The 25581-nt window shown below is 42.5% G+C and carries 34 protein-coding genes and 1 tRNA gene; 21 read left to right on the top strand and 14 right to left on the bottom strand.

The window, feature by feature from the left end; all coding sequences use genetic code 11:
* Positions 1–28: 28 nt before the first annotated feature.
* The 5 genes from ACRHOZ_RS08780 to ACRHOZ_RS08760 all read right to left on the bottom strand — a co-directional run bounded on the left by ACRHOZ_RS08780 (position 29) and on the right by ACRHOZ_RS08760 (position 4234).
* Positions 29–1042 carry an aspartate-semialdehyde dehydrogenase gene (locus ACRHOZ_RS08780; RefSeq protein WP_431124739.1) on the bottom strand — a complete coding sequence of 338 codons (1014 nt, stop codon included), beginning with the start codon at positions 1040–1042 and terminating at the stop codon, positions 29–31.
* A 107-nt stretch (positions 1043–1149) separates the two neighbouring features.
* The gene (locus tag ACRHOZ_RS08775; RefSeq protein ID WP_431124736.1) at positions 1150–1869 is read right to left on the bottom strand and encodes a hypothetical protein; all 720 of its coding nucleotides are present in this window, start codon (positions 1867–1869) and stop codon (positions 1150–1152) included.
* Positions 1870–2011: 142 nt separating this feature from the next.
* Positions 2012–2413 (bottom strand): large conductance mechanosensitive channel protein MscL, encoded by a 402-nt coding sequence (mscL, locus tag ACRHOZ_RS08770; protein ID WP_431124734.1) that lies wholly within the window; start codon positions 2411–2413, stop codon positions 2012–2014.
* Positions 2414–2490: 77 nt separating this feature from the next.
* On the bottom strand, positions 2491–3597 hold the full coding sequence (alr, locus tag ACRHOZ_RS08765) for an alanine racemase (RefSeq protein ID WP_431124732.1): 1107 nt from the start codon (positions 3595–3597) through the stop codon (positions 2491–2493).
* Positions 3590–4234 carry a thymidine kinase gene (locus ACRHOZ_RS08760; RefSeq protein WP_431124730.1) on the bottom strand — a complete coding sequence of 215 codons (645 nt, stop codon included), beginning with the start codon at positions 4232–4234 and terminating at the stop codon, positions 3590–3592. The genes alr and ACRHOZ_RS08760 overlap by 8 nt, the downstream gene beginning before the upstream one ends.
* Positions 4235–4391: 157 nt before the next feature.
* Between ACRHOZ_RS08760 and ACRHOZ_RS08755 the strand changes: the two genes are divergently transcribed.
* The 13 genes from ACRHOZ_RS08755 to ACRHOZ_RS08695 all read left to right on the top strand — a co-directional run bounded on the left by ACRHOZ_RS08755 (position 4392) and on the right by ACRHOZ_RS08695 (position 12596).
* The gene (locus ACRHOZ_RS08755) at positions 4392–5066 is read left to right on the top strand and encodes a hypothetical protein (protein WP_431124727.1); all 675 of its coding nucleotides are present in this window, start codon (positions 4392–4394) and stop codon (positions 5064–5066) included.
* Positions 5067–5126: 60 nt separating this feature from the next.
* Positions 5127–5483 carry a DoxX family protein gene (locus tag ACRHOZ_RS08750; protein WP_431124724.1) on the top strand — a complete coding sequence of 119 codons (357 nt, stop codon included), beginning with the start codon at positions 5127–5129 and terminating at the stop codon, positions 5481–5483.
* 9 nt (positions 5484–5492) lie between these two features.
* A complete protein-coding gene (rsmI, locus tag ACRHOZ_RS08745; protein WP_431124722.1) occupies positions 5493–6170 on the top strand; it encodes a 16S rRNA (cytidine(1402)-2'-O)-methyltransferase in 678 nt (225 codons plus the stop codon).
* A gap of 8 nt (positions 6171–6178) precedes the next feature.
* Positions 6179–6736: a Crp/Fnr family transcriptional regulator gene (locus ACRHOZ_RS08740; RefSeq protein WP_431124720.1), complete on the top strand. Its 558-nt coding sequence runs from the start codon at positions 6179–6181 to the stop codon at positions 6734–6736.
* A gap of 109 nt (positions 6737–6845) precedes the next feature.
* Entirely contained in the window at positions 6846–7046 is a 201-nt protein-coding gene (locus ACRHOZ_RS08735) for a tautomerase family protein (protein ID WP_422349494.1), read from the top strand.
* 1 nt (position 7047) lies between these two features.
* A complete protein-coding gene (locus ACRHOZ_RS08730; protein ID WP_431124717.1) occupies positions 7048–7791 on the top strand; it encodes an SDR family NAD(P)-dependent oxidoreductase in 744 nt (247 codons plus the stop codon).
* A gap of 10 nt (positions 7792–7801) precedes the next feature.
* Positions 7802–8170, top strand: coding sequence for a nuclear transport factor 2 family protein (locus ACRHOZ_RS08725; RefSeq protein ID WP_431124715.1), 369 nt, complete (start codon positions 7802–7804; stop codon positions 8168–8170).
* Complete coding sequence (locus ACRHOZ_RS08720) at positions 8160–9221, top strand: NAD(P)H-dependent flavin oxidoreductase (RefSeq protein WP_431124713.1); 1062 nt, start codon at positions 8160–8162, stop codon at positions 9219–9221. Before ACRHOZ_RS08725 ends, ACRHOZ_RS08720 begins: the two co-directional genes overlap by 11 nt.
* A gap of 78 nt (positions 9222–9299) precedes the next feature.
* On the top strand, positions 9300–10352 hold the full coding sequence (locus ACRHOZ_RS08715; RefSeq protein ID WP_431124711.1) for a helix-turn-helix domain-containing protein: 1053 nt from the start codon (positions 9300–9302) through the stop codon (positions 10350–10352).
* Positions 10353–10444: 92 nt separating this feature from the next.
* Complete coding sequence (locus tag ACRHOZ_RS08710; RefSeq protein ID WP_431124709.1) at positions 10445–10798, top strand: hypothetical protein; 354 nt, start codon at positions 10445–10447, stop codon at positions 10796–10798.
* Between the two features lie 245 nt (positions 10799–11043).
* Positions 11044–11517, top strand: coding sequence for a YHS domain-containing (seleno)protein (locus ACRHOZ_RS08705; protein ID WP_431124708.1), 474 nt, complete (start codon positions 11044–11046; stop codon positions 11515–11517).
* 37 nt (positions 11518–11554) lie between these two features.
* Positions 11555–11908 carry an SPW repeat domain-containing protein gene (locus ACRHOZ_RS08700; protein WP_431124706.1) on the top strand — a complete coding sequence of 118 codons (354 nt, stop codon included), beginning with the start codon at positions 11555–11557 and terminating at the stop codon, positions 11906–11908.
* A gap of 112 nt (positions 11909–12020) precedes the next feature.
* Positions 12021–12596, top strand: coding sequence for a uracil-DNA glycosylase family protein (locus tag ACRHOZ_RS08695; RefSeq protein WP_431124704.1), 576 nt, complete (start codon positions 12021–12023; stop codon positions 12594–12596).
* Positions 12597–12837: 241 nt separating this feature from the next.
* On the opposite strand, the gene ACRHOZ_RS08690 is transcribed toward ACRHOZ_RS08695, so the two are convergent.
* A complete protein-coding gene (locus ACRHOZ_RS08690) occupies positions 12838–13422 on the bottom strand; it encodes a Crp/Fnr family transcriptional regulator (protein WP_431124702.1) in 585 nt (194 codons plus the stop codon).
* 259 nt (positions 13423–13681) lie between these two features.
* On the bottom strand, positions 13682–13951 hold the full coding sequence (locus ACRHOZ_RS08685) for a hypothetical protein (protein ID WP_431124700.1): 270 nt from the start codon (positions 13949–13951) through the stop codon (positions 13682–13684).
* A 268-nt stretch (positions 13952–14219) separates the two neighbouring features.
* Here ACRHOZ_RS08685 and ACRHOZ_RS08680 point away from each other — a divergent pair, with 268 nt between their 5' ends.
* Both ACRHOZ_RS08680 and ACRHOZ_RS08675 read left to right on the top strand, forming a co-directional pair.
* Entirely contained in the window at positions 14220–14684 is a 465-nt protein-coding gene (locus tag ACRHOZ_RS08680) for a hypothetical protein (protein WP_431124698.1), read from the top strand.
* Positions 14685–14686: 2 nt separating this feature from the next.
* Positions 14687–15001 carry a hypothetical protein gene (locus tag ACRHOZ_RS08675; protein ID WP_431124696.1) on the top strand — a complete coding sequence of 105 codons (315 nt, stop codon included), beginning with the start codon at positions 14687–14689 and terminating at the stop codon, positions 14999–15001.
* On the opposite strand, the gene ACRHOZ_RS08670 is transcribed toward ACRHOZ_RS08675, so the two are convergent.
* The gene (locus ACRHOZ_RS08670) at positions 14996–15580 is read right to left on the bottom strand and encodes a DinB family protein (protein WP_431124694.1); all 585 of its coding nucleotides are present in this window, start codon (positions 15578–15580) and stop codon (positions 14996–14998) included. The genes ACRHOZ_RS08675 and ACRHOZ_RS08670 overlap by 6 nt on opposite strands.
* 374 nt (positions 15581–15954) lie before the next feature.
* Positions 15955–16557 carry a carboxymuconolactone decarboxylase family protein gene (locus ACRHOZ_RS08665; RefSeq protein WP_431124692.1) on the bottom strand — a complete coding sequence of 201 codons (603 nt, stop codon included), beginning with the start codon at positions 16555–16557 and terminating at the stop codon, positions 15955–15957.
* A 55-nt stretch (positions 16558–16612) separates the two neighbouring features.
* On the opposite strand from ACRHOZ_RS08665, the gene ACRHOZ_RS08660 reads away from it, so the two are divergent.
* The 4 genes from ACRHOZ_RS08660 (at position 16613) to ACRHOZ_RS08645 (ending at position 20536) form a co-directional block, all read left to right on the top strand.
* Complete coding sequence (locus ACRHOZ_RS08660; RefSeq protein WP_420401332.1) at positions 16613–17035, top strand: OsmC family protein; 423 nt, start codon at positions 16613–16615, stop codon at positions 17033–17035.
* Between the two features lie 156 nt (positions 17036–17191).
* The gene (locus ACRHOZ_RS08655) at positions 17192–17482 is read left to right on the top strand and encodes a GIY-YIG nuclease family protein (RefSeq protein WP_431124689.1); all 291 of its coding nucleotides are present in this window, start codon (positions 17192–17194) and stop codon (positions 17480–17482) included.
* Positions 17483–17569: 87 nt separating this feature from the next.
* Positions 17570–19273, top strand: coding sequence for a single-stranded-DNA-specific exonuclease RecJ (recJ, locus tag ACRHOZ_RS08650; protein WP_431124686.1), 1704 nt, complete (start codon positions 17570–17572; stop codon positions 19271–19273).
* Between the two features lie 6 nt (positions 19274–19279).
* Complete coding sequence (locus ACRHOZ_RS08645) at positions 19280–20536, top strand: MFS transporter (RefSeq protein WP_431124684.1); 1257 nt, start codon at positions 19280–19282, stop codon at positions 20534–20536.
* Here ACRHOZ_RS08645 and ACRHOZ_RS08640 read toward each other — a convergent pair whose 3' ends face one another.
* The 5 genes from ACRHOZ_RS08640 to ACRHOZ_RS08620 form a co-directional block, all read right to left on the bottom strand.
* Positions 20537–21304: a UDP-2,3-diacylglucosamine diphosphatase gene (locus ACRHOZ_RS08640; RefSeq protein ID WP_431124681.1), complete on the bottom strand. Its 768-nt coding sequence runs from the start codon at positions 21302–21304 to the stop codon at positions 20537–20539.
* A gap of 34 nt (positions 21305–21338) precedes the next feature.
* Positions 21339–21767 (bottom strand): DUF3592 domain-containing protein, encoded by a 429-nt coding sequence (locus ACRHOZ_RS08635; protein WP_431124679.1) that lies wholly within the window; start codon positions 21765–21767, stop codon positions 21339–21341.
* A gap of 123 nt (positions 21768–21890) precedes the next feature.
* Entirely contained in the window at positions 21891–22658 is a 768-nt protein-coding gene (locus tag ACRHOZ_RS08630; RefSeq protein ID WP_431124677.1) for an enoyl-CoA hydratase/isomerase family protein, read from the bottom strand.
* A gap of 49 nt (positions 22659–22707) precedes the next feature.
* A complete protein-coding gene (locus ACRHOZ_RS08625) occupies positions 22708–24042 on the bottom strand; it encodes an MATE family efflux transporter (protein WP_431124675.1) in 1335 nt (444 codons plus the stop codon).
* Between the two features lie 12 nt (positions 24043–24054).
* On the bottom strand, positions 24055–24555 hold the full coding sequence (locus ACRHOZ_RS08620; RefSeq protein WP_431124673.1) for a GNAT family N-acetyltransferase: 501 nt from the start codon (positions 24553–24555) through the stop codon (positions 24055–24057).
* Between the two features lie 53 nt (positions 24556–24608).
* On the opposite strand from ACRHOZ_RS08620, the gene ACRHOZ_RS08615 reads away from it, so the two are divergent.
* On the top strand, positions 24609–25406 hold the full coding sequence (locus tag ACRHOZ_RS08615; protein WP_431124671.1) for a universal stress protein: 798 nt from the start codon (positions 24609–24611) through the stop codon (positions 25404–25406).
* Positions 25407–25461: 55 nt separating this feature from the next.
* Positions 25462–25535 (top strand) — tRNA-Ala (locus ACRHOZ_RS08610).
* The last annotated feature ends 46 nt before the right edge of the window (positions 25536–25581 follow it).

The following is a 25581-nucleotide window of genomic DNA, read 5'->3' as shown; positions in this document are numbered from 1 at the left end:
CGTAAACCATGGTTCTAATATGTTTAGGTTATGAAACAGCTTCAGAAGCATTCGCTACCAAATTGTTTGCCACCAAATATTCCGCTATCTGCACGGCATTGGTAGCGGCCCCTTTTCTTAGGTTATCCGCTACAATCCACATGTTCAGGGTATTGCGCTGGGTTTCATCCCTACGGATTCTCCCCACAAATACCTCGTCCTTGCCATGCGCATAAATAGGCATGGGGTAGGTGTTGGTTTCTGGATTGTCCTGTACGATAATCCCTGGAGTTTCGCCGAGCAGTTGTCTCACCTCATTGAGATCAAAATCCTTGTGGAATTCCACATTCACCGATTCAGAGTGACCTCCTGCTGTTGGGATTCGCACTGCGGTTGCAGATACTGAAAAGGTACGGTCATCCAGAATTTTTTGTGGCTCCCGGGCCAGTTTCATTTCTTCCTTAGTGTAACCATTTTCTAAGAACACATCGCAGTGGGGCAATGCATTTTTGCCAATGGGATAGGGATAAGCCATTTCGCCTTCCACCCCGGCAATTTCATTTTCCAATTGTTGAACCGCTTTTACCCCGGTTCCTGAAACAGATTGATAGGTGGAAACCACCACCCTTTTCATCTGGTATTTTTTGTGCAAGGGATCCAAAGCCAAAACCATCTGAATGGTAGAGCAATTTGGGTTGGCTATAATTTTATCTTCAGTAGTCAACTGATCGGCATTGATTTCAGGAACCACCAACTTTTTGTCAGGATCCATTCGCCATGCGGATGAATTGTCTATAACAGTAGTGCCCACTTCGGCAAACTTTGGAGCCCATTCCAAGGAAGTGCCCCCGCCTGCTGAGAAAATGGCAATCTCTGGCTGCGCGGCTACCGCATCTGCAAGGCCTATTACCGTATGCTCTTCGCCTTTATACAGCAATTTCTTCCCAACCGAACGTTCAGAGGCTACCAACAACAATTCCGTTATGGGGAAATTACGCTCCGCCAATACATTCAACATTACTTCGCCTACCATTCCAGTGGCTCCAACAACGGCTACTTTCATTTTATCTTATTTAGAGGGAACAAATTTAGAACAGAATAGGTTCTAAACAAGCATTTAAGCAAGTATTAAGCAAAAAATAACAAAATGTTATAAATAAAACATACTGGTTATTTCATCTGCAGCAGCTTGGCAAGCTTGTCGGCATATAAATGTGAGAGCCAAAGTTCGCTGGCTACAATGGAGACGCATAGTGAATCAACATTTTTCCAGGCAAAAAGCTTCAATTCTCCATATTCTGCAGTAAATCGGTAATCATCAGAAAAAAAGGTAGTTGAAAAACCAATGGTCTCTACTGCGTGTTCAATTTTATCAAAGCTGATTGACCTATGGCCATGTAAATGGCTACTCTGCTCTTTGTGGCCAAAGAAATACCGATGCAGCCATACCTGGCGATATAAAAAGGTGCCAAAGCTATCAGCAATTATTTCGGAAATAAAATCACCCTCTGTAATGGCCACATAGGGTTCTTTCCTTTTATCCAAATAAATCAAGGATCCGGCAAAGCTAAGGGAGTGATTGCTGATAAGTACTCCATTATCAGTAGTTAATGGCCATTCCCCTCGCCTATTCTTATTGATATATTTTATAACGGCAAGCGCGGAACAGGCGCAGTCTTCACCTAGCTCGATCGGGCCATCGTTGGCTCCGTAGTGGGCTAGATATCCTAGATATAGCGATGGTAGCTGGTATTGCCCGGCCAGTTTTTTAATAACATTGATATGTTTTTCCTTGGCTCCCTCGCAATTTTTTAAATCTGGATGGTTGTGGAAGCATCCGTGGACGAAGTTTCGAAAGCGTTCAATGCAATTATATTCTTCTGGAAGCATTTATGTTTATTTAACCAACAATTGTAATGTCCAACCCCTTGGTTATCTGACAGATAATCAAGGAGTTGAACTTAATTGATGACTTACGCCATCCTCGTAAATTGAGGTTGAATCATATAAATACTTCCGAGGAAGTATAGGTTTATTTCTTCAGTGCATCCCGAATCTCAACCAGCAATTCTTCTGTGGTTGGTCCTTTTGGAGCTTCAGGAGCAGGCTCTTCTTTTTTCTTCATCTTGTTGACACCCTTTACAATCATGAACATAACGAAGGCAACAATGATAAAGTCGATTACATTGGTAGCAAACTCTCCAATAAGAACTGCAACCTCACCGACAACTTCACCAGCATCATTAGCTGTACCTTCTTGGATAATCCATTTTACATCCTTAAAGTCCGCATTAAATAGCAGACCAATCAATGGGGAAACAATTCCACCGGTGAAAGAGGCCACCACTTTATTAAATGCGGCACCCATAACGAAACCTACGGCGATGTCCACCAGGTTTCCTTTCATTGCGAAATCCTTGAATTCTTTCAACATAATTTTATAGTTTAAGAGGTTAATTGAGCTACAATGTAACCAAAAAGAGGGTTTCTGCCAATTTAGTGTGGCAAGATTTAGGGGTTGATTATCACCCGTTTAACCCTAGGGGAAATGGCCGTTAATATTTCATAAGAAATGGTTTGGGCGGAGGAAGCAAATGCCTCTGCAGAACGGTCAGGGCCAAAAACCAAAACCTCATCACCTTCCTTGCAGTCAATCCCAGAAATGTCAACCATGATCATATCCATGCACACATTGCCAATGATCGGAGCTTTTTTGCCCTTGATCAATACATGGGCCTTGCCATTTCCGTAGTGCCTGCCAATGCCATCTGCATGGCCTAAAGGCAAGGTAGCTGTTGTTCTAAATCCTTCGGATTTAAACGCTCGATTGTAGCCTACACTTTCGTTGGGTTCGATTCGATGTATTTGGGAAATTACGGTCTTTAAACTAGCAACAGGCTTTAGGTATTTATCCACTTTTTCCTCATTGCCATAACCATAAAGACCGATACCGCTTCTGACCATCTCAAATTGGGCTTCGGGATAGTTGATTATTCCTGAAGTGTTGAGCATATGTCTAAAAGGGGTATAACCCAGTTTGCCATTAAGGTGCTCGCAAATTTTTTGGAATGATTGGATTTGTCTTTGGCTGAACTCTTTTTCCTTCGGATCCTCCGAGGCGGCCAAATGCGAAAACACCGAGACCACTTTTATTTCGGTTCGATCTTTAAGCTGTTCCACTATATAGTCCACATCGTTTTCCCAGAACCCCAACCGATTTAGTCCTGTATTAAATTTTATATGGATTGGATATGCCGACTGCTGCCCTTCAATAAATTGAAGAAAAGACTTTAAAAGATTTGGGGAATAAATGCTTGGTTCCAGATGATGTTGAAAGAGTTCTTCAAAGTTGGCTGGTTGCGGATGCAGTACCAAAATGCGGCATTTTATACCTCCTTCCCGCAGCAAAGCTCCCTCCTTGGTGTAAGCAACAGCCAAATAATCGACCCCAAAATTTTCCATTTTTTGGGCAATGGCAAGCATGTCGCTGCCGTATGCAAATGCCTTTACTACGGCCAAAAACTTGGTTTCTGGGCCAATCTTTGACTTTAAAAACCTGAAATTGTGTTCCAGCGCAGCCAGATCTATCTCCAGGGTGGTCTCACCAATCTTACCCATTGGCCGTTTTCTTTTTGGCATCCACTTCTTCGGCTTCAACTTCCATTTGGCTCACTTTTTCCTTCAACATGGCCTTGTAAAAAGCACCCCTGCTTAGAGGTTCGTACTCTCCAGTCTCTCCCAGTAACACCAAATTTTCATCATTGGTTTTTCTAAAACTATAGTTGGCCAAATTTCCGGTTCTTGTGCACACTGCATGCACCTTGGTCACGTATTCTGCGGTTGCCATTAGGGCGGGCATGGGGCCAAAAGGATTACCCTTAAAGTCCATGTCCAGGCCGGCAACAACCACACGCACCCCTCTATTGGCCAAATCATTGCATACCGTAACTATCTCATCATCAAAGAATTGCGCTTCATCAATCCCAACCACATCACAATCGTCTGCCAGCAGTCGGATATTGGCAGCAGCAGGAACGGGCGTAGACCGTATCTCGTTGGAATCGTGGGAAACTACCCTATCCTCATGATAACGGGTATCCACAATAGGTTTGAAAATCTCTACTTTTTGCTTGGCAAATTGGGCACGTCTCAAGCGACGGATAAGCTCTTCGGTCTTACCCGAAAACATGGAGCCACAGATAACTTCTATCCATCCAAACTGTTCTTTAGGGTTAACCGTATTTTCGAGAAACATACCGTACTTTTAAACGAAATTGGGTAGTTTTTTCGTTTGATTATAAGAAACACAAAACTACTAAAAAAATATGCCAAGGCTTTTGAATAAAATTTAACCTTTTGTTCGTAAGCTTGTAAGCAAAATCCAACTAAATTTATAGTAAAGAATAATGGCGATGATACGGAAATTAAGGGAGGAGTTGATTAAACTGTCCACGGACATTATAACAGCAAGAGAAGATAAAGAGCTTACGGAACTATATGATAAGGCCAAGGACATCTACGAAAAATTGGCCGTCTTGAAGTTTATAGATGAAAAATTGGCCGATGTTGAGGTGGATGTATCCAAAAATGTGATAGCAAAGCGGTTCGAGAAAATGGCCAATGCCGTTTTAAGTGGCAATATAGCTGTGCCCGAGACCAATCCCCATGAGGAAGACATCATCATTCCCGGAATGGACACCATTAAGGACATGGTTTCCGAAATGCCATCAGATACGGCTGTGGAACATGTTTTTACCGAGTTTGTGGCCAAGCCCGAAACCCTAAAAAATGAGAAGGAAATCCTATCCGCTCCGGAAAACGAAGCTAGCGGGGCCAAATCTCTAAATGATGCTTTGGTAAGGGATTTAAAAATAGGCTTGAATGACAAGCTTGCTTTCGTTAAACATTTGTTCAACGATAATATCGAGGAGTACAAACGGGTACTTTCCCAATTGAATACCATCAATACGGAAGAACGGTCCATTGCCTTTATCGAAAATATGGTGAAACCGGAATACAGTAACTGGGAGGGCAAAGAAGATTATGAAGCCCGATTTATGGCCTTGATTGAACGCCGGTTCGCATAAAATCTTTTTTCCATTTACTTTTTTTATTTTTAGGAAGACTTCAATCCTAAAAATTCTCCTATGAAATTCAAAAAGATTGCCTTTTGGTTGTCCACGGGTTTGCTTACAGCCCTAATGTGTTTTTCCGTCTTCAATTACTTTTTCAACCATGAAGCTATTAGAGGCTTTTTTGAGGCCATGGGCTATCCTACATATCTTATTTATCCATTGGCCATAGCAAAGCTATTGGGTCTATTGGCTATCTGGGGCAACTTCTCCAAATGGCTGAAGGAATGGGCTTACGCCGGATTTTTCTTTAATACGCTCCTTGCCTTCTTTGCCCATTACATGATCAGTGATGGCAGTCAATGGGGAGCTGGAATGGGTCTTGTTTTTGTTTTGATCTCTTATTTCACAGGAAAGCAAGTAAGGCCTTAACTTTGGCCTATGGGAAAATTATTTTTGGTTCCAACTCCTATCGGAAATCTGGAGGATATCACCCTTAGAGCCATTAAGGTGCTAAAGGAGGTGGACGTGGTTTTGGCAGAGGATACCCGTACCAGTGGGAAACTGCTCAAGCATTTTGAAATTGACACCCCTTTGCAAAGTCACCATATGCACAACGAGCATAGACAGGTGGAGTCCTTAGTGCAAAAGTTGAAGGGTGGCACCCAAATGGCGTTGATTTCAGATGCGGGAACCCCTGCCATATCCGATCCTGGCTTTTTATTGACCCGTGCTTGTGTTGAAAATGGCATTGAGGTGGAGTGTTTGCCTGGGGCTACAGCTTTTGTCCCTGCCTTGGTCAACAGCGGTTTGCCCAACGACAGATTTGTTTTTGAAGGCTTTCTTCCCGTAAAAAAAGGCAGACAAACGCGATTGAAACTCTTGGCTAAAGAATCAAGAACCATGGTGTTTTATGAATCCCCGCACAAACTGGTAAAGACCTTGACCCACTTTGTGGAGTACTTTGGTGCAGAACGGCCCGCTTCGGTTTCCCGTGAATTGACCAAGCTATACGAGGAAACCATAAGGGGCAGTTTAGCAGAGGTGTTGGAGCATTTCACCGCCAAGCCGCCAAAAGGTGAGCTGGTCCTGGTTGTGGGCGGAAAGAAATCTTCGTAAATTTTAGGATGCATCCTTTACGAAGACATATAGAGGAAGTCATTTCCTTGGAAGATGCTGAGTTCGACCATGTTCTTAGCCATTTCACTCCCATAAAAAAACGCAAACATCAGTACCTCATTCAAGAAGGGGAGTTAATTGATAAGGAATATTGGGTAATCAAAGGATGTCTTCGGGCTTATGTGCTGGACGAATCAGGACGGGAACATATCATTCAGTTTGCTTTGGAAGACTGGTGGGTTACCGACTACCAGGCCTTTGAAAAACAGGTAAAATCCCAAATCTATATCGATTGCCTGGAAGACTGCGAATTGCTTTACATCACCAAAAGTGATCGAGAAAAACTTAGCCAAGAATTTCACAAGATGGAACGGTTCTGGGCCAGAAAAACCAAATTTGGATACATCGCCTCCCAAAATAGGGTGCTTTCCTTGCTAAAAAATACGGCCAAGGAACGCTACGAATTGATGTCTGCCCAATACCCCAATATCATACAAAGAGTCTCCAAGAAAATGATTGCGTCCTACTTGGGTGTGTCCAGAGAAACCCTCAGCCGGCTATACTAGCAAATCCAAGTATCAGTTTTGTGACTTACGTCACTTCAAATTTGTGAGATAGCTCATTTCACACGGAATCTGTTGTCCCCAACTTTGCCTTGTTATTAAAACAAACAAAATGCCTTATGTAAACATTAAGGTGACCGATGAGGGCGTCACCACAACACAAAAAAGGAAACTCATTCAGGGAGTAACAGAACTATTGGTCAATGTCTTGGACAAAGACCCAGAAACCACACATATAGTTATAGATGAAGTACATGTAAACAACTGGGGTGTGCGGGGAGAACAATATGGAGAATTAAAAAAGCACAACTAAAATGAAAGGAAAAACAGTAATTGTAACAGGAGCTTCCACAGGCATTGGATATGCCATTGCGAAGCTATTTATTGAAAAAGGAAGCAACGTAATCATGAATGCCAACAATCCAGAACGATTGGAAAAGGCATATCAGGGTTTGGGTAGTCCTTCCAATGCAATTCCCGTTAGTGGCGATGTAGGCCAAAAAACAACAGGACAGGATTTGGTGCGGGTTGCCTTGAGCAATTTTGGCTCTGTGGACGTACTGATCAATAACGCAGGTGTGTTCCATCCAAAGCCATTTTTGGAGGTAGAAGAAAGTGACTTGGACCGCTACCTGACCACCAACTTTAAAGGAACCTACTATACCAGTCAGGCTGTAATTCCAGAAATGTTGAAACAAGAAGGTGGCAGTATAATCAATATTGGAACCGTTTTGGTAGATCATGCCATTTCCGGGTTCCCAGCTAGTGCGGCGGTTTCAAGTAAGGGTGCCATTCACACCTTTACACGGCAGTTGGCTGCAGAATATGGGAAGGACAACATCAAGATCAACACCATTTCACCCGGAATCATAAGAAGTCCCTTGCAAGGTAAAATTGGAGTGGAAGATGCAGACAGCTTGGCGGGATTGCATTTGTTAAACCGAATTGGGGAAGCGGATGAAATTGCTGAAACCGCTTATTACCTGGCCCAAGCAGAATTTGTAACTGGCGAGACCATAAATGTGGCCGGGGGTCACACGGTTGGGCACGCCATTTAAACCAGCGCTTATGTTTGGAAATAGTATCAAAGAAATAGAAGCGGTCGTATCTGATTATTTCAAGGGAGTTTACCAAGGCGATGTTGAACTTTTGAAAAGCGCGTTCAGCAAAAACGCGATTCTCTATGGAGATATCAAAGGAGAACCCTATGCAAAGGAGTTGGATCCCTATTTGGAGTCTGTGAAGCAAAGAAAGAGTCCAAAAGACCTAAAGGAGGATTTTAACATGGCGATTGTGGGTGTGGAAGTTATGGGAAGGCTGGCCATGGTTAAAGCACATTTACCCATGCTCGGTTACAACTACTACGATTTTCTATCCCTATATTATAGCGATGGAAAATGGTCCATTGTAAACAAATTGTTCTCCCATGTGGAATAAAACCAAAGTATCGGAACTTTTAAACATTGAATATCCCATAATTCAGGGACCATTTGGCGGTAGATTTTCTACTGCCAAACTGGTTTCAACGGTTTCTAATTTTGGGGGTATGGGTTCATTTGGTTTGAATGCCTATCAACCCGAAGAAATTTTGGAGGTCAACAAGGAAATCAAAAAACGAACGGATAAACCATATGCCCTGAATTTATGGGTGCCCCTAAAAAACGACCCTGTTAAAACCTTCACCAATGAAGATTTTGAGGAGGTAAAAAAACAGTTTTTGCCTTTATTTAATGCTGAAAACATGGAAGAGCCAGACACAGTCTCCTCAAGCGGGCCTGATTATGATTGGCAAATCGAAGCTGTTATCCAATCCAAACCCCCCGTGGCCAGCTTTATTTTTGGAATGCCCGATAGCGATGTAATCAAGGAGCTCAAAAAAGGGGGAAGCAAAATCATTGGTACGGCCACTACTGTAGAGGAAGCGCAATACATTGAAGAAAGGGGGGCAGATTTGGTTGTGGCCACGGGAAATGCAGCCGGCGGACATAGGGCTGCGTTCCTGAATCCAGAAGTAACATCCTTTTTGGAAACCCAAGATTTGCTCCCAAAAGCACTTGAAAAAGTAAAAATCCCCGTGATCGCTGCGGGAGGAATCACGACATCCACGGACATCAAAAAAATGTTTGCCCTAGGTGCCTCTGGGGTACAGCTGGGAACGGTGTTTTTGGCCACCGAGGAATCTGGCGCCAGTGGCGTTCATAAGAATCAGCTTTTTTCCAAAACTGGATATGAAACCACATTGACCAGGGTCTTTACAGGGAGGTATGGTAGGGTAATTAAATCTCCTTTTGTTGAGGATAATGTGAACACCAAAGTTGCACCCTATCCACTACAGAGTTCTTTTTTGGCTCCCCTTCGTAAAAAGTATGCGGAAAACGGAAAAATGGATTTAATGGCATTTTGGGCAGGACAACCTACCGAAATTCTTAGCCACAAAAGTGCAGGGGAGTTGTTTATTTCCTTGGTGGATGAGCTTAATGTGTCCTGATCGGGCTACGGCTGAAATTGGTGCAACATCGTTAGTTAGCAACCCCATTTCCGACCAAAATAGGACAGCCGCCCAACTATGGTTCAAAAACTAATTCCTGAAATAAACAAGGTATACTTCATCAACCAGTATACCCTCTTCCATATTTTATCGGGTTCTGGGAGCATCCAGGTGGACTTTAAAAATTACAATAATTGGCAAGACAAGGCCATCTATCTGGAAAAAGGGCAATACATCAAATTCCTGTCTGGGGACTTTGTGGTGAGAACCATCGAATTTCCCAATCAAGAGATTTTTGAAAACCAAGAGGTCAGGGTGCTGTTCAAGCACCTCATCTCTCTGGGATACATCAACTTTGATGAATGCGATGAATGCCAAAAGTATCTATCCAGCACTGTTTTTGCAGAAAACACCAAGGGAATCATAGACGTATCACTAAAACAATGGTACTGGCAAAATCCCTTTAACGCCAGTCAGAACGAATACCAGGTTATTTTTGACATTAAGGAAGTGGTGGACCAAGAATTTCAGAACCATTTGACCAATAGGGATTTGGTGGCCTTAATTCAAGATAATGGGTTCAATGCCCAAGCTCTTGTCAAGGACAAACTGGGAATCACCATAAAGACCATGTTGGCCAACAAAAGGCTTACAGAGAGCAAAAAGGACATTGCTTTTACCGAAAAAAGCATTCAGGAGGTTTCTTATGATATGGGATTCAAGGATCCAGCTTACTTTAATCGTGTTTTCAAAAAGAGCACTGGTCAAAACCCCTCCGATTTTAGGGAACACTTTGATTTTAATCGAAAAGACCCCTTCATAGAAGACCTTACCCATCTTTTGCAACAACACCACAAAGAGGAACGATCGCTAGGATTCTACGCAGACAAGATGCACCTTTCGGTCAAAGCACTTTCCAAAAAAACAAGGGCAAAAATGAACATTTCCCTAGGTCAGCTCATAAGAAACGAGCTGATTTCCACCTCAAAAAAAATGCTGGCCCAAGATGCACCCATAAATGAGGTGGCCTTCACATTGGGCTTTGAGGAAGCCAACCACTTTTCGCACTTCTTTAAAAATTATACGGGTACAACTCCCTCCGATTTCCGGATCAAAAAGTACAATTCTTAGCGTCTTTTTTGTAGGTCTTTAGGACCATTCCATGCTGAAATTTGCAATGTAATTACAAACTAAAATTTGTTTAATCATTAAAAATAAAAGCAATGGATATTAAATCATTAGCCACAGAAATGGACAGTGTTGTTGCCAAAGGTGCTATTGTAGATGCGGTAAAGCAATACTTTTCGGAGGATGCCACCACATCGGATTACAATGGTGTTGCAACGACCAACAAACAACAAATGGTCGAAAAAATGGAGGGCTTTGCAGGAGCAATTGCCCAAGTGAACGGCATTACGCACCACCACACTATTGTGGATGGAAATGTATCAGCTTCTGAATTCACTTTCGATTTCAACATGAAAGACGACAGTAAAATTTACTGGCATGAAATCATACGACGTATCTGGGACGAGAACGGAGAAGTGGTTCAGGAAGAATACTTTAATGCACAATAATGAAGTTCAGATGTATTCCACCAACACTACACGCCGTGACCGATTGTTAAACCAGAAAAGGTTTCATTTTGGGGCTCTTTTTACGCGAGCGCAATGGATAAGATCAAGTTCATCACAGGTGGATCGTGAAGGCACCAACTGTTTTGGAAACCCAAGCTTAAAGGCACCTTAAATAGGCAATGCCAATGCTTGCCTCGATTAATCAGAATTAAAAAACAATTAAGACAATTATCAAAAACAAAAAGATGAAAAATACAATTAAAACAACAGTACTAATTTTTGCTTTCGCAATGGGATCCATCGCATTTGGACAAGACAAGAAAGCGAACAACATTGACAACAGCAATATTGCACTTGCAGGCTACAGCCCCGTGTCCTACTTGGATTTAGGATTGGCACAGATAGGGAACAAAGCCTTCAAATCCGAACACAAAAAGGTGGCGTATTATTTCACCTCAGAAGATCAAAAGAAGACGTTTGACAAGAACCCAGAAAGATACATGCCACAGTACGGCGGATACTGTGCCTTTGGGGTGTATGCAGGAGCAAAGTTTAGGGTGGATCCCAACAAATTTATGGTGAAGGATGGTAAATATTACTTGTTTTTGAACAATGTGGAATTGGATGCCAAACAATTATGGCTGGCAGAAAACAACCATGGTAAGTTAAAGAGCGCCGCGGACACCAACTGGGAAAAGCTGAGTAAAACCTATAACTAGTGTAAATAGATAAAGAGTTCAACTAAAATTTAATGGTATGAAATTCGTGACAAAAAGAATACATGCATTTTTGGACTATCCAGTGGCATTTGCCCTTATGGCGTTACCCTTTTTACTGGGCTTGGGGAGCTCCAATCCCTTGGCATTGCAACTCTCCGTTGTGGTTGGCGTTGCGGCCTTGGCCTTGACTTTGCTGACAGATCATCATTTGGGAGTATTTCGCGTAATTCCATATAAGTATCACCTACTGGTAGACTTTTTGGTTGCCGTGGTGTTTATCCTGGCTCCTTTTGTGCTGTCCTTTGAAGGGTTGGATGGATATTATTATTGGATCAATGGGGTTGCCGTGTTAATTGTGGTGAGCCTGCACAAGCCTGAAGTGAGTAATTAAACCGTCTTGAAATTCAAATACATTGGAGTATTTGTGATGGGTTGTGTGATGAAGGATTGCCTTGACATTTAGTTGGGGCATTCCTCTTTTTAGGTATATTCAATGTAACCTTATGAAAGAACTACTTATTAATATCCGCAAGTGTGAAATTTGCAAGGCCCACCTTCCTTTGGGGCCTAGGCCCATTGTTGCGGCGCATCCCAATGCCAAAATATTGATTATTGGTCATGCCCCCGGAACCAAAGTGCATGCAACAGGAATTCCCTGGGATGATCCAAGTGGCAAACAACTCCGAAAATGGATGGGTGTTTCGGATGAAACTTTTTATGATGAAACCCAAATAGCCCAAATGCCCATGGGCTTTTGTTATCCAGGGAAAGGAAAATCTGGGGATCTGCCCCCACGACCCGAATGTGCGCCCCAATGGCACCAACAGCTTTTGGATAACCTGCCCAATCTAAAACTGACGATTTTGATTGGACAATATTCACAACGACATTATTTGGGAAATCGAATGGAAAAAAACTTGACGGAAACGGTTCGGAATTTTGGCAACTACGCTCCTGAATATTTTGTGTTACCCCATCCCTCTCCTAGAAACCGATTTTGGTTGAGCAAGAACCCTTGGTTTGAAACAGAGGTGATTCCAGAGTTTCAGGAACAGATAGCCAAGCAGCTAAATTCATAAGCCGTCACTTGGAGCGCCCGCCTTGACCGGAACGGGCAGGCAGTCGAGAAGTCTTTTAAGGAGGGCAGGCCGTCGAAGGAGCATCGAGAAGTCCTTTTACTGAATACGTCAGTTCGAGTAAAATTCTTGGTTGCTGAGCGAAGCCGAAGTAATAAGAATTTTGTATCGAGAACGAGTTATGATGCGATAAATTCTCGATACAAATTTCATGAATGAAATTCACTCGAATTGACGCCAACTTTCAATAGGAAGCACATGACCGCAACCTACTAAAAGTCTCCGGTTTCATGTTGAGGTAGGAAGCCAAATATTTCTGGGGAATCACCTTAAGCTCATCTGGGCAACGTTGCATAAAGGTTTTATACCGTTGCTCTGCGGAGAGGGTCAAAAGCTCCACTTCCCGATGCAGTCGCCCGAACAGAATATTTTGAAAAAATTGGTGCCCCCACACATAAAACTCTTGGTGTTTTTCAAACAAGCTTTGATAATCTTCATAGGAAATCGCCAACATTTTTGAAGGTTTCAGTGCTTCCAAAAAAGTGTCCGAAGCTTGTTTTTTGATAAACGAATCAAACGCTCCGGAAGGACTTCCCGAATACGAAAAGCCCAGCACCACTTTCTCCCCTTTTTCGTTAAGAATGTAGATAGCTTGCACCCCTTCCAAAACAAAATAGAAATAGCGTTCAATATTCCCCGCTTCGGTGATGAGGTCGTATTGGTTAAAGGTTTTTACCGACCACAAAGACCTAAAGTGATTCTCCTCCTCAGTTGTAAATTGTACTTGGGGATAGAACGCTTTTAGTTGGGTAAATGAAGCATCATCCATTGAGGAAGGATATTTTTCTCAAAAATAAACCAAAATACTCCTGTCCCGAATGTCACTTCGAGATGACCGCCTGAGCAAGCTTGCACTAGGCAGTCCAAAAAGCATGGTTTGCGTAAAACTGAACTTGCTTGTGCTGAATTTATTTCAGTTCTCCACAAACAATAGTTCCTAACTAATGAGATTCTGAAATGAATTCAGAATGACGTTTTCAGTTGCCTTTTGACCGCCTTCCCTTCACTCATTGTTCATTGAACATTGTTTATTGCTCATTGTTTAGAGTTTCTTCGATTAGCTGCCAAAGCACCTTTACTTGGTACAGGGCCTCTTTTTCCTCACAGTACAAGGGTTCGTTGGAATCGTAGACCACTACATCGTGCAGCCATTTTAGGGCTTTTACCCTATTGGGCCCATCCAGGGCATCTACATACTGCAATAGTTTTACTTGTGCGGGGGTAAGTTTGGGTACGTTGCCCTTGGCCATGGGCGAATTGCATTTTGGACACCGCTGGTCATCTTCACCATTTCTCATAATAAGGTGATTAAAAAGTTAAACAAAAAGGAAATGGAATTATAGAATGTATCAAGGTAATGCCTTGTATATTCCAGGGGTTTGTACCCATTTACCTATACCATATCTAGTTCGACCATGTTCATAGGTACCTTGAAACAATAAGTGTAGCAACCCAAAGATACAGCTTAAAATAAAATGGTGGGATTTGTCTTTAAACAAGCAAGGGAGAATCGTGTAAAAGGGCTAAATTGGTTGAATAAATATCGCACAAGTTGACAAAAACTAAATGGGAATTTTTAAGAACAAGAAGCATTTTTTGCATGAGCACTTAACTTTTATCGAATCTATTGGAATTGATGGAAAGAGCGGCGGGCTCAACAAGTTCCTTTCCGGATTGGGAATAAGTAATAGTGGGAAAAATTGGGACATTGACCACTCAACCATCGATTGGTGTAAAACTGAAAATCATCATCAGTTCTTTTTTGACTATGAAAACAACGAATCTGAAATAAGAGATTGGCTAAATAAAAGTGACTTATCCAAATCTGAATTCTTATACACTTGGCTTGATTGGGATGATCCAATTATAAAAATAAAGACAAAGGATTTCATTGAAAATTGGGAAGTATTCTACGCTGCGAGTGTCCAAGGAATGATCTTAACTACCATAGATGGATCAAAGCATCTCGAATTCACCGATGATTGGAAATATCACCTGAACAGCAATTTTGAAATTAAACCCAATACATAAAAATGACAACGGAAGAATTTGTAAATGCGTTTTATACCGAAAAACAGGGCTTAGTAGAGGAGTACATTTCTGAAGAAACTGAAACTGAGGTTGGGCATTTAATTAAATCACTGAATCTGAATGACCAACAGAACGAAATAATGAAAAAAGTGTTGGATACTTCTTTTACGGATATTTTTTATTCCATCTTATTAGGTTTGGATGGTTGTGCATCAATTGGTGGAATCCAAGAAATGTATGACCTGAAAGATGAAAATGGAAATCAGTTAAGCGGGGAAATTGAAGGTTATGCTTATGAGTATTTTCATGAATCATAGAATATAATTTGTACTACCCAAAACCTCATCAATCTGCACCATATGCCGTTCCAAATGGCAGAGCAAAAACTCAAAACATTCTGGTAAATAAAAATTCACAATGGGTCCAATGGCGGAGGTAATCTTTACTTGGGTCACATCCTTGTTTCTACTTTTTAGGATAGCCTCTTTAAGGTGGGCATGACGGGTAAAAAAGGTCTCAAAAACAGCATCTATTTTTTCTGGGGCCAATGGGTTGTCCAACAATGGCTCAAAACGTTTTAGGGTCTTCATTTTCCATTTTCGCTTCCCATTTTTGGGTCGTTGGCCCGCAATCACAATTTTTTGCCAGGTTCTGGCCTTGAATTCGTTTGGGGCAGCTTCAAGGCTTGGCATTTTGGAAAAAGCTTCATCCAGTTTGGGCATATAGATCCCATAAGCAATGTTCAAATGTTCAATGACCTCAACTACATTCCATGATTTTGAGTGGGGAGCGGTGGTCAGTTGGGAAACATCCAACGCTTGGAGCTCTTTTACCTTGTTTACAATCTGGTTTAAACGCTGAATCTGGTTTTCGGAAGTGATGAGTAAGCTTGCCATAACTGTTCGTTTTTTGATACCAACAAAGTTCAGGCAAGTTGGGCCAATAAATGTTGATGCAAATCAAGAAATAGGGTTTTCAGAAATCTGACCTCAGATTTCAATACCTGTATAGCATTCCAACCCAAAACGTCAGTTCAAGTGATTTTTTGTTGGCTGAGCGAAGTCGAAGTCAAAAAAATCTTACTTCGGCAAGCTCAGCAGAACTATCGAGAACCAATGTTACGCTGAAATTCTTGTTTTCGATACATCCTGGAACATGCTTCGACTTCGCTCAGCATCCGTTCGGGGCTTTCGAACTGACGAATTTCATCAAACTACACCAGAGCTGTAATATCTATAAGCGAAGCGGTCTTGTCTCTAAAATCTAACATCTAATATCGCGACCCGTCGTGCTTCCCTTTTTCCCAACCAATCTCACCCAAATATTGCTCCGCACTTTCCACGGCGCCGTCCTCAATAGAGGTTCCCATGGAGTCGTTCCAACGGTTGAGGTATCCAAACAAGGAAATCACGCCGAGCATTTCCACAATTTCACCTTCGTTCCAGTGTTCGTACAAACGCGCTTTGATGTCCCCGTTCACCGTATTGGGAATCTGGGAAGCAGCTAAGGAAAAATCCAATGCCGCACGCTCAGCTTCAGAAAAAGCGGGATGGGTACGGTATTCCCAAATATTGTCCAACTGTTCTTGCTCCGCACCATAACGCTCAGCAGCACGAATAGCGTGGGCTTGACAATATCTACAACCTGTGGCATTGCTGCTTACCCAGGCTATCATTCGTTTTAAGGCCGAAGTCACCCTTCCCTCATTGGCCATAACCGCCTTGTTCAAGTTGATAAATGCCTTGGAAATTGCAGGTCGGTGCTGCATGGTCAAAACCGAGTTGGGGCAGAAGCCCAGGGTTTCATTAAAGAATTCGGCGAGCTTTTTGGTCTCTGCGTCGTGGTTCGGGTCAAGGGGGTTTACTAATGCCATAAGTGCGGTTTTTAATCGTATTTTTGAAAGCTACAAGAAACAAAAATTTGACTTCATGACAAATCATATCACTACCAAATGGTTGGGCGAAATGGCCTTTGAAAGTAACAACCCATCGGGCCATACTTTTAAAATTGATGCAGGCCCCGATGATGGGGGAAAAGGAGAAGGTTTTAGACCCAAAGCGCTAATGCTTTCCTCTCTCGCGGGATGCTCTGGATTGGACGTTGCCTCCTTGATCAAGAAAATGAAATTGGAGGTGGATGATTTCCAAATTGAGACCATTGCCAACCTTACGGATGAACATCCCAAGTACTATGACAAGGTGGTTATTGAGTACCATTTTCATGGGAGCAACTTGAACGAAAAAAAGTTGCAAAAAGCCATTGATCTGTCCGTTGAGAAATACTGTGGTGTAATGGAAATGTTCCGAAGGTTTGCCGAATTGGATATCAAAACGGTTTTTCATCATAAATGAGTTCAAGTTCAAACTCAAGTTTCAAGTTCAAAAAATTGAACTACATTTAAGTTCATAAGTCGACCTCATAAATAAATCATTCCAAGATTTGTGTAACGTCACTTCGAGTGTCCCGAACCTGTTTCGGGATGTATCGAGAAGTCAATGAGGTAGAAAATGAAAAAATCATATCTATATATCCTTAAATGTTCAGACGGCACGTATTATACAGGTGTCACGTCTAATCTTGGAAACCGCATTCAAGAACATGCTGAAGGAAAATACCCATCGAGTTATACTTTTTGGAGACGACCCGTTGTTTTGGTCTTTTATTCAGAATTTACATGTATCAAAATTGCTATTGAAAAAGAAAAACAGATCAAGAAATGGTCAAGGGCAAAGAAAGAAGCGTTAATCGAAGAAAATTATCATCTCTTGCCAAATCTTGCTAAAAAGAAATTTCAATAACTTGTTCTCGATACTTTTCAATCTGGCCTTCTTCCTCAGTCCAGCTCGAAAAACTCGAACTGACGTTGATCAAAATCCAAATTCATTATGCGCTGGACCATAAAACCTACACCTGACCCTGACACCATCGATCACCTTTCCAAAGAACTAAAGGTGGAACCACTGGTGGCCCATTTGTTGGCTCAAAGAGGAATAACCACCTATGAGGAGGCTAAAATGTTTTTTCGTCCGGAACTGACCCATTTACATGATCCATTTCTCATAAAGGATATGGACAAGGCAGTGGAGCGCATTGAATCTGCCATTGAAAACAATGAGAATATCTTGGTTTATGGCGATTATGATGTGGATGGAACGACTGCGGTGGCCTTGGTATCATCTTATCTTCTGAGCTATTATCCCAACGTTGCCACCTATATCCCCGATCGGTATTCTGAAGGATATGGCGTATCCATAAAGGGGATAGATTTTGCAGCGGACAATGATATTTCCTTGATTATTGCTTTGGATTGCGGCGTAAAAGCTTTAAATCAGGTGGCTTATGCCAAGGAGAAAGGGGTGGACTTTATCATTTGTGATCACCACAGACCTGGAAATCATCTACCAGATGCAGTAGCAGTTTTGGATCCAAAGCGGGAAGATTGTAAGTACCCTTATAAAGAACTCTGTGGTTGCGGAATTGGATTTAAGCTGATCCAGGCTTTGGCTTCCAAACAAGGATTGAACACCGAAGATTTGCTTCCCTATCTGGACTTGGTGGCCACTGCCATTGGTGCTGATATTGTTCCCATCACAGGGGAAAACAGAGTGCTGGCTTTCTTTGGACTTCAGGTCATTAACAACAATCCGAGAACGGGCTTCAAAGCGATAATTAAAAACATTAATAAAAAATCCTTAACCATTACAGATGTGGTTTTTATCATTGCCCCAAGAATCAATGCTGCAGGCCGAATGAAGCATGGGCAGCATGCCGTAAACTTACTGGTGGAGACCAATTTGGAGGCCGCCAGACAGTTTGCTTCGGAAATTGAGGAATACAATGCCGACAGGAAAAATCTGGATAAAAAGATTACAGAAGAGGCTCTGGAGCAAATTCGAGACCATGGGGAAGAAGATCAATTTACCACGGTAGTTTTCCATGAAAGCTGGCACAAAGGAGTCATTGGTATTGTGGCATCACGACTTATGGAAACCTACTACCGACCCACCTTGGTTTTTACCAAAAGTGGAGGCAAACTAGCAGCTTCTGCGCGTTCCGTAAAAGGGTTTGATGTGTACGATGCCCTGGAAGCCTGTTCGGAATATTTGGAACAATTTGGAGGACACAAATATGCCGCGGGATTGACCCTCTCGGAAGAGCAGTACAAAAACTTCAAAGCGCATTTTGAAAAAGTGGTGTCGAAAACCATTAACCCAAAGCTGCTGGAACCCGAACTTTCCATAGATGCCCAGATTGGCCTGGATCAAATAAGTCCAAGATTAATGCGTATCCTCAAACAATTTGCTCCCTTTGGCCCTGGAAACATGACACCTGTCTTTATGGCTGAAAAACTAATGGACACTGGATATGCCAAAGGGGTGGGCGAAGATGAAAAGCACTTGAAACTTAGGGTTAAGTCGGCCAACCAGCTGAGTGGTATTGAAAAGGCATATAGCGCTATAGGATTTAACTTGGGCTCCCGATTGGACAAGGTTAAAAACAAAGGTATTTTTAATACGGTATTTTCTTTGGAAGAAAATGAATGGAACGGAACTATTAACCTTCAATTGAAGCTCAGGGACCTTCGCTAAATTGCTATGGATCCATACGCAGCCTTACGATATAAGGAATTCAACATATTCTTGATGGTTCGCTTTGCCATGGTTTTTGCATGGTCAATGCAATTCATAGTTATTGAATGGCAAGTGTATACGTTGACCAAAGATCCCCTTTCCCTAGGTATCATTGGGTTGATGGAAGTTATTCCAGCTGTTGGCATGGCCCTTTTTGCGGGTCATGTTGTTGATCAAAAGGAAAAACGGAATTTGTTGGTCAAGTGCATTTTGGGGTTTTCCGTAGTTAGTCTTGGGCTTTTCTTTATAAGTGATCCCGATTTGGAAACCCAATTGGCCCCTAATACCATTTTGTACACCATTTATTCCCTGGTGTTTCTTGGAGGGCTGGTCCGAGCGTTTATTGGACCCACGGTATTTTCTTTGATTGCATTGATTGTCCCCAAAAAGATATACCCAAATGCAGCTACATGGAGTAGCTCCACTTGGCAAGTGGCTTCGGTTATGGGTCCCGCTTTAGCGGGATTCAGTATTGGTTGGATCGGGGTGCATTGGTCCATGTGTTTGATTTTTGGATTTTCATTGGTAGCGCTCATTTTCCTCCTACGGATTTCCAGAAAACCCATCTTGAATCCTAAAATAGGAGAGCCAGTAATTGAAAGCTTAAAAGATGGATTACGATTTGTTTTTAGCAGCAAGGCCATTTTTGGTGCGCTCACTTTGGATATGATTGCGGTACTGTTTGGTGGCGCAGTGGCTCTTTTGCCCATTTATGCCCAGGATATCTTGCATGTAGGGTCGGAAGGCTTTGGTATTTTGAGGGCCGCGCCCGCCGTTGGGGCTGCATTGACTATGCTGGGATTCACCCGATTTCCGCTGCACAAAAATGCTGGGAGTAAATTGTTGTGGGCCGTGTTTGCCTTTGGTGTCTGTATTATCGTTTTTGGGGTTTCCACCTCTTTTTGGCTATCGGTTGCAGCCTTGTTTTTAAGCGGCGCTGTGGATGGTGTTTCCATGATCATCAGACAGACCATATTACAATTAAAAACCCCTGATAATATGCGCGGGCGTGTCGCTTCGGTCAATTCAATTTTTGTTGGTTCCTCTAACGAGTTAGGCGCTTTTGAAAGTGGATTGGCGGCCAAACTATTAGGCACCGTAACCGCAGTGGTCTTTGGGGGTGTGATGACCATCTTGACCACGGGAACAACTGCCATTGTTTCCCCAAGCTTTAGACGATTGGACCTTTCAAAAGATGTGGAAGAGCACGGAAAAGAGTAATTAGGATTCTAACTTTTCTAATGTCAATTGTTCCCCATCAAAAACAGCATACGTAAAGTAGGAAATCCAGTCCCCAAGATTGGTATAAGTGGATTTTTCATTGAGCTTGATTTCCATGGGCAAATGTCTGTGCCCAAATATGAAATGATCATAGTGTTGGGTTTCCAATTTTCTCTTGGCATAGAGCACCAACCACTCTTTGTCCTCCCCTAAAAACTTCGCATCCGCATCCCCGGAAATGATTTTATTGTTGACGGACAAATGCCTTCCCAGCTTCACGCCCAAATCTGGATGAAGCCATCTGAACAACCACTTCGCAAAGGGATTGGTAAAAACCTTTTTCATCCGTTTAAAGCCCTTGTCGTCCGGGCCCAAACCATCTCCATGGCCAATAAAAAAAGAGGTGTTGTTGATTAAAAATTGCTGCGGTTTATGGTAGACAGGAATGTTTAGCTCTTCTTCAAAATACCCATTCATCCAGAGGTCATGGTTACCCACAAAATAAGTGATTTGGATACCCATATCCGAAAGTTCCGCCAGCTTGCCCAGTGTTCTGGTAAATCCCTTTGGGATTACGGTCTTATATTCAAACCAAAAATCAAAGAGGTCCCCCATTAAAAAAATGGCCGTCGCGTCCTGCTTAATGGAGTCCAACCAAGCCACAAATTTTTTTTCCCTGGGCATGCTGTCTTCGTTGGTGGGTGCACCCAAGTGATTGTCACTTGCAAAATAGACTTTCTTTCCTTCTGGTAGTGTTAGGTCTTTCATTGGGGTTAAAGATAACCAATAACTGAGCGGAAACTTATCTGTAGGTGTAAAGCAAATAGCTGCCTCCTATGACCAATAGGGGTGATGCAATCATGAAAAGAATGACGCTGACGCGATAAAGCCCCCAAAAGGTGACCGTTTTTACATGGTCGCTATCCCTTCGGTCATAGACTATTTTCACCTTATCTCCCACTCTATACGCTGGCGGACTGGAGCTAATTGGGCTTTTATAGGTTTGAGTGGTGTTGGATCGGTCCTTGAACTCAAAAACTGGGGTATAGGTATTGCCATCACTGTCGCTGTTAGTCAAAAGAGTGGTGACTACAGCTGTTGTTCTAATGCCTTCTTCCAACAATTTTTGGGTCTTCTGATATTGTTGCGCTGCAACCGATGCCAGAATCAAGCCTAGAACAAAGAAGAATCCATACAACAAAATCCACATGGTGTACCTTTTTGCTGCCATTTCGGCTATCGTTTATACCTTTTTTTGTTCCGAACCCGTGTTACAATATAAACCACGATGACCAATAAGGCCAAAATGGGAAAAACAAGATCGCTATTTAAGTATGAAAGAATGTCCATGCTGTTATTTTTTGAACTTTTCCAATGCTGCTTTAGTGTTCGGTGATAACGCCAGCTTTCCAGATGCCTCTGCCCTGTCCATAAGCAATTGATCCCAGTGCGAGGTGCCTTCCCAAAGTACACGTTTCATTTCTGCAAGTGATTCGGCGTTATATGTTGCCATTTTTTGAACGTGAAACTCCAACTCCTTGTCCAGTTTGGCAATGGAGTCAAAAACCTTGGAGTATAGTCCTTTTTCCTTGGCCCAATATGCATTTTTCCACTCGGTGGGTGCATAGGAAAGTTCTGCCAGACCGGATTTCCCAATTTTGCGCTCCACTGCAGGGGCAATGACCATGGGTGCTATTCCAATAGAAATTTCTGAAAGCTTTACAGAGGCCGCTTCAGTGGCATACACATAGTCGCAGGCCGAGGCAAGACCTACCCCTCCACCAACGGTTTTACCCTGAACCCGTCCAAAAATAGGTTGGCTACATTTTCTCATGGCGTTGATCACGTTGGCAAAACCCGCAAAGAACGCCTTGCCTTCCGCCAGATTGGAAATGGCCACCAATTCGTCAAAAGAGGCGCCTGCGCAGAAAGCCCTGTCCCCTTCGGATTTTAAAACAATTAAGGAAACTTCCTTGTTTTGGGAAATCTTATCAAATTCGGAAGCCAGTCTGGCCAGCAATTCGGAAACAAACGAATTACTTGCCGGATGTCCAAATTCGACCCAAGCAATATTGTTTTCAATTTTTGTGTAGAGGCTTCCGTTTATTCTCTTGGTTGACATATATTTTTCAGCAATCAGTTGTCAGAACTCAGAATATAAGATTACTAAATTAACGGTTTTGCACCAACGGCTTAAATTTTCTTCTGAATTTCCAGACCAATGCCAGTCCCCTGATCATCATCCAAACCACAAAGGCAATCCAAATGGCATAAAATCCCCAACCCATGTATTTGCCCAAATACAATGCGGGAACAAACCCAAGAAATGTAGCTGAAAGCAGAACGTTCCTTAAGTACTTCATTTCCCCAAGTCCTTTAAAAAGGCCATCAAAAACAAAAGCCATGGTGTTCATGGGTAAGCCAAGAATTACTATGAAGAAAATGCTATAGAAGGTGTTCAAAACAATCAGGTCATTTGAGAAAATCTCTCCCACGGAGTAATAAAATATAAAGCCAAGAAGCATCAGGATTAGGCTCACGACCATTCCGTACTTCATGATTTTTGTTGCCAATCTCCAAAGTCCTTTGTAATCCTCGGACCCCAATAATTTTCCGCCCATGCTATTGCCCGCAGCGCCATACCCATCGATAAAAAAGGCGGCAAACAACCATAGGTTGATGGCGATGGTATGCGCCCCGATGAAACGATCCCCCAAGGCAGTGGCTTCCCTAACCGCTATGATCAATGCCGCATTCAGCGCCAGCGCCCTAACAAATAAATTGAGGCTCATAAAAATCAATCGCTTTAGTTCCTTGTTCAATGGGAAGACCAGCTTTAAACTTATTTCAGTTTTTTTGATGAGCAGCACAAAAACCATCAAGGCCATTACGGCTTGGGAAATAAGGCTGGCCCATGCTGCGCCGTCCAAATACATGGCCGGGATAATTCCCTCTATGCCATATACAAATGCAAAGTCCAAAACAATATTTAGGGCAGCCCCGATCAAAGCAATGATCATAGGATAAAAAGTATTCTGCAGTCCCCTAAAAATGCCAAAGACCGCAAAGGTGAACAGCGTTAGCGGAAATCCCCAGACCCGTATGGAATAGTACGAGATACAATATTCCAAGATTTTGCCCGAGGCTTCGAACAAACTAAAGATTTCCTCGATAATGAAAATCGTTGAAAGGAGAACCACAATGCTTAACAGAATGTTGAAAAAAATAGCTTGGGCCGGTAGGTTTTTTACCTCCTCCAATTTTCCAGCACCCAAATATTGCGAGATAATGGCCGAAATAGAACTTCGTGTTTGGCCCAAAACCCATATGAGCATGGATAAAAACGAACCTACGATGCCCGCAGCGGCAAGGGATTCAAGTCCATCAACGGGAATGTTGCCCACTATTGCCGTATCCGTTATGGACAGAATAGGCTCCGCAATCCCTGAAATGGTGGCCGGAATTGCCAGCTGGTTGATGCTTTTTAAGTTAACTGCAGTTGCCAAAGTCGGTGCAAGTTACAGCACTAGTTCGTAACAATGAAAAGGATGGCTACTTTGTTTGGGAAAGAAGATATCCCCCAGTTTTTGATATCCTCTTTGTTCATAAAACCGTTGGTTTCTTTTGTTCTGGGAGAAGGTGTCCAGCCTTACGGAAGTAAACCCTTTATGTTTGGATAGTTCTTCTGCAAAATCCATTAGTTTTTGGGCATATCCTTTGCCCTGAAGATTGGGGTCCACACAAATTCGATGAATATAGGTGCTGTTACCGTTGGGAGTCAACCATTCAATAGGGACATACTCTTGATCCATAAAAGTGGAAACTACTATTGCTCCAACTAGCTTGCCCTCAACTTCCGTTATATAGAGCTCATCTCTTTCCAAATCTTTTAGAAAGGCTTGTTTTGAGGGGTAGTGTTCATTCCATTGATAAATTCCCTCGCTCTCCATTTTAGCCGCGCAAGCGCGCGTAATTTCAAGAATACCATCAATATCTGAGATCTTTGCGAGCCTTATCATGGATTGGTTTCAATTTAATTGTAAATTTAAGCTATAATCATAACCGCCAACGCATGAACAATATTCTTGTACCCATTGGAACATCCCCTAATTCCGCCGACACACTTCAATATGCCATTGACTTTGCCGCCAAGTTTGGGGCGCAGGTCTATGTCATGGATGTGATCACTGTAATTTCCGCAGCAGGAAGTCTAGCCAACGTGGAACAAAAAGTGGCCCAAAGCAGCAAAGAGCAAATAAAGGAGATCATTGACACGGTGAACACTGGTAAGGTGGACATTAAAATAGCAACTTACAATGGGGATATTGTGGATGGAGTGAAAAGCATTCATAAGGAATTGGGCATAGACTTGATTATTATGGCTCCGAGAAGCAATGATATCAAAGAAGAACTTTATTTGGGGAACACCTCTGGCAGAATAGTGAAACAGACCGACATCCCTGCACTATTGGTGCCCAAGGGAACCAAATTCAAACCCATAAAAAGTATAATGACCGCCTTTGGTTCTGGGATTCTAAAAAGGAATCGTGTTTTGAATCCATTGGTGGCCATAAAGGATAAGTTCAGGGCCAACATAAGCCTACTTTTGGTAAAAAGGCCTGGGTATTCCGAAGAAGATTTGCAAGTCAATACCGCCTTGCTGGACCTTAGTCAAAAATTGAGCATTACCGAGCAAGCATCTACCTATTTGGGTGTTTTGGAGTATTTTCAAAAAGAGCAGCCTGATATGCTTTGTGTGTTCCGAAGAAAGCGTGGGTTCTTCAAGAAATTGTGGGAAAAGAACACCATTCCCAAATCAGAATTTTTTGTTCCCATTCCTGTTTTGGTCCTAAGCGTTAAAAAAGTGTAGGCTTAGGCATTCCTATTTTGAAACTTTCATAAAAAGTCTTTCCTTTGCGCTCTCTGGGGGATTAGCTCAGTTGGCTAGAGCGCTTGCCTGGCAGGCAAGAGGTCACCGGTTCGAATCCGGTATTCTCCACTAAGTTTTATAGGGCTTCAAGAGTTTTTGACTTTTGAAGCTTTTT

It is taken from the genome of Flagellimonas flava (assembly GCF_050617915.1).
GTDB lineage: Bacteria > Bacteroidota > Bacteroidia > Flavobacteriales > Flavobacteriaceae > Flagellimonas > Flagellimonas flava_A.
The sequence above is the reverse complement of the archived record's forward strand: the minus strand, read 5'-3'. Positions and strand labels throughout refer to the sequence as shown.